General features: G+C 47.7%; 12 protein-coding genes. 4 read left to right on the forward strand and 8 right to left on the reverse strand.

The features are described 5' to 3' along the window. Nucleotides 1–7: 7 nt before the first annotated feature. A complete protein-coding gene (locus L0B52_RS03525; protein ID WP_235065164.1) occupies nucleotides 8–346 on the reverse strand; it encodes a P-II family nitrogen regulator in 339 nt (112 codons plus the stop codon). A gap of 408 nt (nucleotides 347–754) precedes the next feature. Here L0B52_RS03525 and L0B52_RS03530 point away from each other — a divergent pair, with 408 nt between their 5' ends. The 4 genes from L0B52_RS03530 to cmoB are packed head-to-tail and all read left to right on the forward strand — an operon-like array spanning nucleotide 755 to nucleotide 4173. Then, a complete protein-coding gene (locus tag L0B52_RS03530) occupies nucleotides 755–1540 on the forward strand; it encodes a pseudouridine synthase (protein WP_235065165.1) in 786 nt (261 codons plus the stop codon). Then, the gene (lipA, locus tag L0B52_RS03535; RefSeq protein WP_235065166.1) at nucleotides 1533–2504 is read left to right on the forward strand and encodes a lipoyl synthase; all 972 of its coding nucleotides are present in this window, start codon (nucleotides 1533–1535) and stop codon (nucleotides 2502–2504) included. The genes L0B52_RS03530 and lipA overlap by 8 nt, the downstream gene beginning before the upstream one ends. Beyond that, on the forward strand, nucleotides 2504–3217 hold the full coding sequence (cmoA, locus tag L0B52_RS03540) for a carboxy-S-adenosyl-L-methionine synthase CmoA (protein ID WP_235065167.1): 714 nt from the start codon (nucleotides 2504–2506) through the stop codon (nucleotides 3215–3217). Before lipA ends, cmoA begins: the two co-directional genes overlap by 1 nt. Further along, nucleotides 3214–4173 (forward strand): tRNA 5-methoxyuridine(34)/uridine 5-oxyacetic acid(34) synthase CmoB, encoded by a 960-nt coding sequence (gene cmoB, locus L0B52_RS03545; protein ID WP_235065168.1) that lies wholly within the window; start codon nucleotides 3214–3216, stop codon nucleotides 4171–4173. Before cmoA ends, cmoB begins: the two co-directional genes overlap by 4 nt. A 29-nt stretch (nucleotides 4174–4202) precedes the next feature. Here cmoB and L0B52_RS03550 read toward each other — a convergent pair whose 3' ends face one another. From L0B52_RS03550 to tgt, 7 genes are all read right to left on the reverse strand, one after another. Continuing rightward, the gene (locus tag L0B52_RS03550; protein ID WP_311195342.1) at nucleotides 4203–4670 is read right to left on the reverse strand and encodes a type IV pilin protein; all 468 of its coding nucleotides are present in this window, start codon (nucleotides 4668–4670) and stop codon (nucleotides 4203–4205) included. A 42-nt stretch (nucleotides 4671–4712) separates the two neighbouring features. Continuing rightward, a complete protein-coding gene (locus L0B52_RS03560) occupies nucleotides 4713–5228 on the reverse strand; it encodes a GspH/FimT family pseudopilin (RefSeq protein WP_235065169.1) in 516 nt (171 codons plus the stop codon). A gap of 10 nt (nucleotides 5229–5238) precedes the next feature. Beyond that, on the reverse strand, nucleotides 5239–5955 hold the full coding sequence (locus tag L0B52_RS03565; protein ID WP_235065170.1) for a pilus assembly protein: 717 nt from the start codon (nucleotides 5953–5955) through the stop codon (nucleotides 5239–5241). A 10-nt stretch (nucleotides 5956–5965) separates the two neighbouring features. Then, nucleotides 5966–7087 (reverse strand): prepilin-type N-terminal cleavage/methylation domain-containing protein, encoded by a 1122-nt coding sequence (locus L0B52_RS03570; RefSeq protein WP_235065171.1) that lies wholly within the window; start codon nucleotides 7085–7087, stop codon nucleotides 5966–5968. 5 nt (nucleotides 7088–7092) lie between these two features. After that, on the reverse strand, nucleotides 7093–7650 hold the full coding sequence (gene pilV, locus L0B52_RS03575) for a type IV pilus modification protein PilV (RefSeq protein ID WP_235065172.1): 558 nt from the start codon (nucleotides 7648–7650) through the stop codon (nucleotides 7093–7095). Between the two features lie 34 nt (nucleotides 7651–7684). After that, nucleotides 7685–11080 carry a PilC/PilY family type IV pilus protein gene (locus L0B52_RS03580; protein WP_235065173.1) on the reverse strand — a complete coding sequence of 1132 codons (3396 nt, stop codon included), beginning with the start codon at nucleotides 11078–11080 and terminating at the stop codon, nucleotides 7685–7687. A gap of 186 nt (nucleotides 11081–11266) precedes the next feature. Then, on the reverse strand, nucleotides 11267–12367 hold the full coding sequence (tgt, locus tag L0B52_RS03585; protein ID WP_235065174.1) for a tRNA guanosine(34) transglycosylase Tgt: 1101 nt from the start codon (nucleotides 12365–12367) through the stop codon (nucleotides 11267–11269). Between the last annotated feature and the right edge of the window lie 66 nt (nucleotides 12368–12433).

Consider the following 12433-nt stretch of genomic DNA (forward strand, 5'->3'; position numbering starts at 1 on the left):
CGCCTCCTTATAGTGCGTCTTGGTCGAGTTCGCCGGTGCGGATACGCACGACTTGCTCAAGCGGTTGCACAAAAATCTTGCCATCGCCGACCTTTTGGTTACAAGCCGCACTTTGAATAGCCGCGATAGCAGCTTCTGCCTGGTCTGCGGCCAGCGCGATTTCTAATTTAATTTTTGGTAGAAAATCGACCACATATTCCGCGCCACGATACAGCTCGGTGTGCCCTTTTTGGCGACCAAACCCCTTAACTTCGCTCACCGTCATCCCGGCAATGCCGAGCTCGCTGAGTGCATCTCGCACATCATCAAGCTTGAACGGTTTGATTATGGCAGTGATGAGTTTCATACAGACTCCTTGCGTTAACTAAAAACTGAATCGCAGATTCCTACGTTTCATGACTTTTTATTCACACAACGTGCCAAGTTAAAATTAATTTTAGTCGTTGTTTTGTAAAGGAATTATTTTTTGTGAGTGGATGCGCACTATTTTTACGCACCAAATTAGTGCATATTTTCCATATTGGATCGACAAAAACGAACAATTGTTTGAACTCGTTTAGGCAAACTTTGATCTGTAATGACAAATTATCGGCTCGTTGAATGATAGCGTTAGCCAAGGAGGCGCTATATAATGCCGCTTTAGAAAAACGAGCTGGTCTCACAGTATGGCAAGCGCAGTACCTGCCCTAGCCGTCATAAAAATACACACTGTCAAAACATCAATACAGACGCATAGCGACTGTCGGAGCGCAAGATGAAAAACGAATACGAACGCATTCAAAAATGGTTAGCAGCACGCGGATTAGGTTCGCGTCGCGAGATTGAGCGCTGGATCAGCGAAGGTCGCCTGCGGATTAATGGCAAACCGGCTGAATTGGGGCAAAAAATTAATGGCCATGAGCGCCTGTCTCTCGATGGGCGACCGCTACGCGTATCACCAGAAAAAGACGCACCACGCCAAGTGCTGATGTATCACAAACCGGCCGGTGAAATCTGTACACGTAAAGATCCTGAAGGCCGACGTAGCGTGTTTCGATCGCTGCCAAAACTCCGCCAAGGCCGCTGGGTAAGCGTTGGACGTTTGGATTTAAACACCGCTGGGTTGTTGTTATTTACCAACGATGGACAATTAGCGCACAAACTCATGCATCCAAGCGCTGAAATTGAGCGCGAGTATTGGGTACGCGTGGCTGGGGAAGTCAACGAAGAAACGCTTACTGCCCTGCGTCAGGGGATGATGCTTGATGATGGCTTTGCCCGCTTTGATGATGTCTCACCACTGATGGCACCACACGATGATGATACCCAATATAACCGCTATTATTCGGTCACCTTACGCGAAGGCCGCAACCGCGAAGTGCGCCGATTATGGGAAGCCGTCGGCTGCCAAGTAAGCCGTTTAAAACGTACACGCTTTGGCACAGTTGAGCTCCCTAAAGAATTAGCAGCAGGCCGTTACCGCAACTTAAGCGCTGGCGAGCTCAACGCCCTGCTCAATGAATTAAAACCTAAAAAAACATCACGAGGTGAGGATGAGTGAGGTAAGAGAGACGCCTAATAAACCCAAATCAATGGGGATAAAGAAAAAAGGCGCCGATAAAATTCGCCAAATTGCGGTGAATGTTGAGCATGTTGGGCAAGAGCGTTTACGCAAGCCTAACTGGATTCGCGCGAAATTCCCTGGTGGCCCAGAAGTGACGCGCTTAAAAGGCATTATGCGTGAGCAAAAGCTCCATAGCGTATGCGAAGAGGCGTCTTGTCCAAATTTGGGCGAATGCTTTCGTCACGGCACAGCCTCATTTATGATTATGGGCGATATTTGTACGCGACGCTGCCCTTTTTGTGATGTCGGACACGGGCGCCCTAATCCCTTAGACAACAATGAGCCCAAGCATCTTGCCGAAACCGTGGCCGCGATGGGATTACATCATGTGGTAATCACCTCGGTTGATCGCGATGATTTACTCGATGGGGGTGCCGCGCATTTCGCCGCGTGTATTCGCGAAATTCGCGCCGCAGCGCCTAAAATGACCGTAGAGATCCTCACCCCAGATTTTCGTGGCCGGGTTGATAAGGCGATTGAGATTTTAGTCGATACCCCACCCGATGTGTTTAACCACAATATGGAAACAATTCCGCGCCTTTATGCAGAGGCACGACCTGGGGCAAATTATCAACAATCGCTAGAATTGTTGCGTGATTATAAGCAGGCCTGTGGTACAAAAGTGCTTTCAAAATCTGGGCTGATGGTGGGTCTCGGCGAAGAACCCGAAGAGATCCTTGAAGTGATGCGCGATTTACGCCGCTATGACGTCAATATGCTGACGATTGGCCAATATTTACAGCCAAGTGTGCATCATTTACCGGTCAAGCGCTATTATACGCCTGAAGAGTTTGAGATGTTTCAGCGTGAAGGAATGGTGATGGGCTTTAGCCATGTGGCCTCTGGTCCGATGGTGCGCTCATCGTATCATGCAGACATGTCAGCGAAGGCCGTACTGTAATGAATCGTTTTCAGCGCGATGAACTTTATGATCAGGCGCAAGACGTCGTTGATTTTCGCTTTGATGAGCGAGTTAGCGCGGTATTCCCTGATATGATTCATCGTTCTGTACCAGGCTATGCCACCCTTTTGCAACTGCTCGGTATTGTCGGGGCCAGCTTTGTGCCAGAAAAGGGATTAGCCTACGACTTGGGCTGTTCTCTAGGTGGCGCGAGTATTGCGCTAAGCCAACATTTGCCAGACAAAGCAACCATCCACGCAATTGATCTTTCGCCTTCGATGGCCTCACGCTTTCGCGCTTATGTTGAGGGCAATGAGTTAAACCATATTACTGTCAGCGAAGGTGATGTGACCAAGGTAGCACTTGAACCTTGTGAACTGGTCATTCTTAATTTGACGCTGCAATTTGTCGCGCCTGATGCGCGTGATGCGGTGCTAGCGCGGATTTATAGTGCTCTGCGTCCAGGTGGCGCTTTATTGATCAGCGAAAAGACTCGACCAGAAGCCGATACGATGCGCTGTTGGCATGAATCATTTAAACGCGCACAGGGGTATTCAGATCTCGCGATCGCGCAAAAACGTGAATCGCTAGAACACATCATGCAAACTGACGCCGCTGATGAAGTTGAAGCGCGCCTACAGCGTGCAGGTTTTTCTCATGTGGCGCGTTATATGCAGGCGCTGCAGTTTATCGCTTGGGTGGCAGTTAAATGAATCTTGCCCAAGCACAATGGCAAAACCTCCTCGCGTATAAAACTGCCTTGCAGCGCTTTGACGGACCACTTCAATACAAACTTGACCAGCTTTGGCAGCAACGCCATAGTCAGTTTGATGCATGGCTTGAAGCAGTAACCGCCATGCCAGATGGTGCCGGTGGGCACATCGACCTACGCAGCGCAGCGCCTCGCCTCGATAAAGCGCTAAGCAATCGTGAGCAAGCAGACTTAAATGCAGCATTACACACACTGATGCCGTGGCGTAAAGGACCTTTCGCGCCGTGTGGGATTGATTTAGATAGCGAGTGGCGCAGCGATTGGAAATTTGCACGCTTGCAAGAGGCTGGACTGGATTTTACCGACAAGCATATTCTTGATGTCGGCTGTGGCAATGGCTATTTTATGCTACGCATGCTGGGTGAAGGTACTTCGCTTTGCGTTGGCGTTGATCCTTCCTGGCATTATTTTGCACAATTTCTTGCCCTACAAAAGCTCTATCAGGCCACACGCATGGCGTACTTACCGCTGACGCTAGATGATGCTCTGCTCAATGAGTTCGACCTTACTCTATCGATGGGCGTGCTTTATCACCGTCGTGACCCGTTACAGCACCTATGGCAACTACGTGAGACCTTACGTAGCGGTGGGCAGATGGTGGTGGAAACGTTGGTTGTTGATGGCGACCAGAATACGGTGTTTATGCCTGATGATCGCTATGCGGGGATGAAGAATGTGTGGTTTTTACCGAGCGCAGAGGCGTTGTGTCATTGGCTGGAGCGCCTCAAGCTACGCATTGAGTATTGCAGCGAGGCCGTTCCGACCACAGCAGAAGAGCAACGCCGCACCCCTTGGATGGATCGCCACTCGCTCGATCAGTTTATGCGCGCAGATTATCGCGCTACCGTAGAAGGTCATCCACCACCCAAACGGGTGATCGTTGTCGCCAGCAAATAGCGTTTATAAGTAAGCTCGAGCCAGTTTAGTTAGCGACTCCAGCACTCGATCGACTGGGGGTCACGAACACCCTTGCCGTTAGCTGTTTTCGCATTTGATTGATTGAGGGTAAATGTACCGCAATCATCTTTAGCCTGAACACCGGTTGGCACAGCTTGTAGGGTATAAGTTGACGCATCTGGTCCGGCTGAAAAACTGATGTCATAGCGTTTTGTGCCACTAGCTGGTGAGCGATCAAGCCCCCATGTGGTGAGCATCGCATTATCAATATCTTCATCGGCTGCGGTTTTATTATAACGACGCGTCACAGTATAAGTTTGCTGCAGCTTTTGCGCCGCTTCCTGCAATACATTACGCGCATCAACCCGATGACTACGTAAGACATATTCTTGGTAGCTCGGGTAAGCAATCGCTGCGATGATGCCGATGATTGCCACGACAATCATCAGCTCGACCAAGGTAAAGCCTTTATTTGTTGTGTATCTTTGTTTAATCACTGATCACCTTTTTTCACTAACTACCACTCATTCTCATTAGATCTACTCTATATGCAAGCGCCCTTCATTACTCACCACCAGTTTAATAGCGGTTGTTTTTCCATCATTATAAGCGAAGCTCACAGTAGCGCCACCAAATCCACCATCAATGCGGCCGGTGGGTGCGAATATAATATGCGCTCTTGTCGAAGTATGGGTCGTACCATTAAATGTTATATCAATATTATTCGACATATCGGGTGGTGGTACATCGCGTAAAACGCGATCAGGTTTGCCACTTTGATATAAAACAATCCAACCTTGGTTATAGTTACCGCTATTGCTGCAACTCTCCCCGTCACTACTAGCACAAAAATGAATTTTTTCTTTTAAGCGCATCGCTTCAGCTTGCGCAAAATAAAAAGAGCTTTGCCATTCATTCAGCGCACTTTTTAGTTTAGAGCGCGCCACCATTTCACTAAAATTTGGCGCAGCTAAGGCAAGTAAAATACCCACAATGGCAATAGTCACCATCAACTCGACCAAGGTAAAACCTTTATGTTTATGGGATTTATTCATACACTTCACCTTAAGGGGTAAGGATATAGGTTGCTTGAGCCATGTGATTGGTCACATTATCCCCACTACCATCATCCACGCCAAAGCCAACTGCCGTCACGCGCAAGACCACGCTCTTTTTTGTTCGTGGATCAGCAACGTTTAGGTCTAATTCATCTGGCGCAAAACGCTCAATAATATAGCGTGGTGAGATCACAGCCGCACCTTCTGCTAGGGTTTGCTTAAGCTCGGTTACATACACGCTGTCTGCCAATTTATTAGCAGTAAAAGTATTGCCGCCGGCACGGAACTGATTACCCCAGTTAGCACATGTCCAGGCCGGCGAGGATGGATCTGGTGATAGACATGGCCCTGGATCACCTTCGACCACAAACCCAAGATCTATCGCCGCTGTGCTTTGCCAATAGGCCAAATTATCGGCCGCCACCGCATCAGCTTGATCGGCTTCACACGCAGCCTGTGACGCACCTGTTGGGCAAGGTGGTGGTGTAAATCCTGGGGTTTGCTGAGATAAAATAAAGCCTTCTGCGCTGCGCAATGCGACTTCGGCGCCTTCGACTGCCATACTGAGCTCTTGATCGATACCGGCTTTGCGCTCTTGTAGCTCACTACCTGTGAGCGTAAAACGCAGCAATAGCAAGATTAACAGCAAGAAAATAAGCGCACTAATTAACACAACACCGCGTTGCTTTGAATGGTTTGAAGAATGAGCAGATACCATTAACATTATCGCCTCCTCAACGTGTCACATTGAGTGAGTTAGGAATACTAAACACCCGAACCGCGCGGCGATACAAGCGATTATCGCCTGCAGCCATCGCCACATTATCTTCAAAAGTGTCATCATTTTTGCGCGCACAGGTTGGGCGTTGATTATTTTGTGCCTGACGTAGTGACGCCATTTGCGTCCCATCCGGTGGATCAGCCGCAACGATCAAGCACACCTCAACGCCGACTACTGCTGACCACAACAGCGGCACATTAGCTTTAGTTATTTCACCTGCTGGACGAATATCGGCGACATAGCGTCCACTCTCGCTACTAGACACCCCTTTATCGACCGGGATGGCGGCGGTTAGCAAATAACGAAACGTTAGTTCCTCAACGCCCTGGACAACCGGTTCTGTATTTCCACCGTTACCTGCACAACGAAAATTGCCATCGTTAAGCTCATACTGATTAACCACAAAACCATTTGCTGTATCAGGAATCGCCGATCCGGTACAATCCAACGCACCTTTATCACTGGCAATGCCCGTATTATCCAAAACCTCTTGTGTAGCACTTCGTAAACTCAAACCCGATTTACCACTCACACTCACCGCCTGGTAGGCAATACGAATCCCTTGACTGGTACTGCTCGCATCAGCACCTGAACAGCCTGCAGGAAATGCAACAGACGTAGGAAAAGCTGTATCACAGCCTTGCACCGGCATCATACGGCTATTACTGATATAGCCAATTGCTGAATATTGATTAGGATCCACTAACAAAGGAGCAGTAAAATCATCGGATTTACCATAGATTTTATCAATTCTTTGGTTAGCGTTACTTAAAAGCCCTGCGGCATAACGCGTACCGATTGGACTATTCACACCACCACTACCATTACCTGCGCTACCATCTTTGGTAGGCGCATCCATAATATCGACAAACCCAGCTTGACGAAAATCATTCGACAGACGACGAAACACTTGTCTTGCGGTCTCATCGAGTTGTGCGGTCACGCTTTGCTGTTTCGCCACATTATTGGCGGTAACATACACAGAAGTCAGCGCGAGCAAAATAACCAGCCCTAACGATAGCGCAACCATTAATTCGATTAGGGTAAAGCCTTGTTGTTTCACGTTATTCATCATGATGCCTATAGCGTCACCAACATACTTACGCTGCGAAAAGCCTCACCTGCTGAACCTTTATCACTTTCTGCGATATGTCGCCAAAAGACAGAGACGCGGTATTGATCACCAACTTTATCAATATAGCCCGCACCTTCAGGTAAGCTCGCTGCCACATCAGCCCCCCAATCATGCAGATCTCGTTCAGCAGCAGCTTTGGCTAACTGCTCGATGGTACAAGATGCAGAACAAGCGCTCGCTGCTGATGGTGGCGTCCAAGCCGTATTTTCCGGATCAGGGTTACTCCGCTCGCTCGCACTTGCTGGATAAAGATAGTCATCGTTATTCGCAGCCATGCGATTTGTGCGCATGCGATCGGTTATTTGCTCTATTTCTCCCAAAGCAATCGAGCGGTATTCCGCAGTCTGGTTATAACGTACACTGCTTTGCAGCATCGAAATCGCCATCGTCATCCCCAAACCGACCACTAGCAACGCAACCAACACTTCAAGTATCGTCATCCCCCACTCGCGCCGTGTATGCGAAGTCGAGCCAGCTTTAAGAGATACGTTGTGATGATTCATAGCGTTAACCTATCAGCAGTCGTCAGGACTATATTTAAAAAGTGATATCACGCAGATTTAGGCGATACAAGCCTCTAGATCTCATACCCGTAACACCCTCATCATGTTCACATTTCTTAACAGAAATATTCTGCGATCCCAAACCTGCCTGATCGCCAACCAATGCCCAGTATTCAGCGCTTGGCATACAGGTATTATCTGGTGCATCAACGGCAGTACTACTTAAGATCGCTCCTTCACCGCTGCCACCAGCATCTCCATTAGGAGTGGTCGCAAGCGCTTTCTCTGAGCTTCTACCAAAGAGGACAACGGCTGTGGACATCCCTTCTAACTGGAAGCCGGCTGCAGCTTCTTGCTCATCGCCTTCACCGCGTGTTTGGTTGGTGAAATAAGCACTTTTACCCATGGTTAACGCGCCACCTGTGCGCACATCAACCCCCATCAGCCAACTTTGACCACTACTTTTTGTGGTTGAAACACTTGTCGCATCACAACTGATTTCATTATTTGCACTATCATCGCCCTCTTGTTCAACGCTATAGCTGCGCGTGGTAAAGAATGCAGTGGTAGTGAGCACTTCAGGTTTAACAACAATCCGCTCACCCGTCCCTTCAGGTAGCTTCACGATCCAACCCTTATGATCATCAGCTACCTCATTTTTTGAGATGAAACGTAACTTTTTGCCGTTAACTGTGGTCTCGGTCAAGTTTTGTTCAAGGAGTTTATCTTGAGTAACTGCATTAGATGGTGCCGTGCTGAGATCATCAAACACGCCCATCAGCGCCTGTTGGTGTTTATTATGCAAATCAGCCTGGTAGATATCACTACCGGTACCAAAGATCACGATATAATTATCTTTATCTTGACGGAACACTGCAGGTGCTGCGGTAATCGGTTGACCACCGGCGCCTTGATAGATTTTCGACGCGCTCCATGTCGATGGCGCACCACGCAGGTCAAAGCGATACATATTACCGCCATAGTCCCCAGCATAAGCGACATCCACTACCCCATCAAAATCGACATCTACCAAAGTTGGCGAGGCTAATCCACCAATCCCACCAGTGGCTGAGATTTTTGTCACCTCTGTCCCTTTGGCATGACCATCAGATGCTGCACCAGAAGTCCCCATTTCCTGACCTAACACATCGTAGACATATAATGTAGGCAATGATTCAAGCGCAGGTGAAGGGCTGATGACGTTAGCTGGATTGATGTTATAGCCATTACCAAAGAAGGCATAAAGTCGCACGCCAGTCTCAACGTTAGGTTGACCGCCTGCAAACCATTGTGTCGCAACCTGGCCAATTTGCGGTGTACCAACCGTATAGCCAAGCTTGTTGGTCGACCCTTTTTGCGTTTCCCAAAGTGGCACATTGGCTAATAATTCAGAATCTGTGCTTGAATCAAGCCCTGTTGAAGAACCATCAACGCGATTATGCCCACCAATATTCAGCGCGTACACGCCGCGGCCACCTTGTCCCATCGCACCAACAACCAAGGTTTGTTGATTTTCGACAACTGTTCCGGCGCTATTTTTAACCAATGGCGTAGTGCGGTATACCATCCCACCATTGTTTAAGTATAGGTGTGGTTGATCCACAGAACGCCCATAGCCAGTCTCAGCAATTGCTTTGAGGCTTTTTGCAACCGTATCACCACCATCAGCAGCCTCACGTTGCATTGCCCCCGGGATATAATTACCCAATAAAGTATAAGGGCTGGTCTCATTACCATTAGCTTTGAAAAAATAGACCATGCCATCGTTAGCGGCGGTGACCACATAGCGCTCACGCCCACCATCGTTAGGCTTCATCATGGTGAGGATTGGCGCGCCCAGAACATCGCCCATCATCCGCGCAACATCAGCCGCGCTATCAGTACGTTTACGGTATTTTTGCACCGATCGGTTTTCAGGATTAGGTAACACGCTCGCAATGGCGTTTTCAATTTGTGCATCAGTTTTGTTCGGATCACGCAGTAACCAAGGCATAAGTCCTTGCTTAAATTCCGCTTGGCTTTTTAAGCCAAAGAAGCTTTCAGCACCCGAATCCTGATAATCACGCAACCATTTTGTTGTGCTGCCATTATTAATCATCACCCAGCGAGAATTTGGAAAAATTGGTGAACTCTGGCTACTGTTATCAATCGTACCGTCAGGATTGACTTTGTTAAACAGTAATTGCGATCCCCAAATGGTTGAATCCAGGGTTAGATACGCTGCCAGGTCAGTCACTGTTGAACCGCTGGTTGTCGGTGTGGAAATCGACACACTATCTCCACCCACATAGGCTGAGGATGTTTCTACTTGTGATAACGCCGAGCGCAAACTGTTATACAACCCATCTTCGCTATTAGCAACAAAATAGCCATTTGGATAAGTACTAGTAGGAACATCATCGGGCAAAACGGGGTTAGGCTGCGCACCATGCTTGAGATAACGCGTCCCATAAGCACTCACACCATCACCAAACCCAATCGTAAAGGTTTGTACGGTTTGTTTTTTACTGTCTTCATATCCTGGATCATCAGGATCACCATAAGGTTCATTCCAACCTTTTCCTTCAACATCCGTGCCGCTTGACCTAATATCTAAACGGGCAGCCGTATAGCTATAATAACTTAACCCTGCTCCAGATCTGGCACCAATACTATTCACATAGGCGGATCGTTCATTTGTATCTGGAAAGTCTTTTCCTGAAACATTAAACCAAGGAAAAACATATTTTTTCGGAAAAGGGTGACTGGCTGGTAAATCATCAAAATAACTTTTATAGCCTGTTAGATAATTAGCTATAGGTTTATACCCCCTGCTAGAACTCTCGCTCGCATTAGAGTCACCATCAGAAACCACAATTACGTAACTTTTTTGACAACGGTACTGCAAAGCATCCATCGTTTTGATCAAACCTCGAACATAGCCTGTTGTACCTGGCGTTCCACCATCAGCGGTTATTCGATCAATATTATTTAGTGCCTTGGCTGCATTTCCGAAACTACTATCCCAAGACCAATATTTAGATCCCCAATATCTATAATCAATATTAATAGGAAACACCGCCCAATTAATTTTATCGCCAAAGCCTTCTACAGGATTACCGCTACTATCAACCCCACCATCAATCAATTTAGTTAGCGTATCTTTCAATACAGTAATACGATCTTTCCATGATCCAGGCACACCATAGCCCATACTCCCCGAATCATCGAGCACTAGCATGACATTCGGCTTAGGGCGGTTACCGGTAACTGTGGTCGTGGTTTCTTGTAAATGCAGTGGTACCGAGGCAAACGGTGAACGTGGCAACTCTACACCTGCGTTCTTTGGCTCATCGGCAGCGCTCGCTATGGTACTTAGCGAACAGGCAAGCGCGATAGATAACGCTAATGCGCTGTGTTTGAACACATAATAATTATTTTGACCACTCATAAAACACCTCGGGTGCTATCGATAGACTACCATCTTTTCGTAAAGCAAATAATATGCCGCTTTAAAAATTAGCATGGATAACAAGATAAACAACTGCCTAAAAAAAATGAACAAAAGTTAGCATCATAACTACAGTATTTATCAATCAATACATTGATTCTTTATCATTATAGCAGTATCGAGCCATTACGCAGCACGAAGCGCGTAAAATTCACGTACGAACATATCAAGCGTATCGTGCTCAATCGCCTCACGTAGCCCATGAATCAAGCGCAGATAATAGCGTAGATTATGGATGGTATTGAGGCGCGAACCGAGCATTTCATTACATTTATCCAAATGATGTAAATAAGCGCGCGAATAATGTTGACAAGTATAGCAATCACACCCCTCTTCAATCGGTGTTGTGTCCTGCTTATAACGCGCATTGCGAATTTTCAGCGTGCCGTATTGGGTAAATAAATAACCGTTGCGTGCATTGCGCGAAGGCATCACACAATCAAACATATCCACCCCGCGCAACACCGCCTCAACAATATCTTCAGGGCGTCCAACCCCCATTAAATAGCGTGGTTTATCTGCCGGCATCAGGGGTAAAGTGTATGCTAAAGTATCATTGCGCTCTTCTGCGGGTTCACCGACTGCGAGCCCACCCACCGCATAACCCGGCAAATCAAGATCAGCGAGTGCTTGTGCTGATTCACGGCGCAGATCTTCATATACGCCTCCTTGCACAATCCCAAACAAACTGTTTGGACTATCACCATGCGCTGCCACACAACGCTTCGCCCAGCGCAACGACAGACGCATGGAATCAGCAGCTTGCTCATGGGTTGCCGGATACGGCGTGCACTCATCAAATTGCATGACAATATTGCTGTTGAGATCACGCTGCACCTGCATCGAGCGCTCTGGCGTGAGGAATACATCGCTACCGTCAATCGGTGAACGAAAGCGCACGCCTTCTTCGCTGATTTTGCGAATTTTCGCCAAACTAAACACTTGAAAGCCGCCAGAATCGGTCAGAATAGGCTTATCCCAGTGCATAAATTGATGCAGTCCACCATGTGCTTTAACAATATCCTCACCCGGACGCAGCATTAAATGAAAGGTATTGCCGAGGATGATTTCAGCGCCCAACGTATTAAGCTCTTCTGGAGACAAGCCTTTGACCGTACCAAGGGTGCCGACCGGCATAAAAATGGGCGTCTGCACGGTCATGCCGTTATTAAATGTGATCGTGCCACGACGTGCTTCGCCGCTTTTTTTAAGTAATGTATAGTGCATAAAAGATGGTGGATGGTTGATAAAAACTGCTTAAAAACTTGTGCGCATTAAAAAAGGGAAGGCCAG

This window comes from Suttonella sp. R2A3 (assembly GCF_021513215.1).
Taxonomy (GTDB): domain Bacteria; phylum Pseudomonadota; class Gammaproteobacteria; order Cardiobacteriales; family Cardiobacteriaceae; genus JAHUUI01.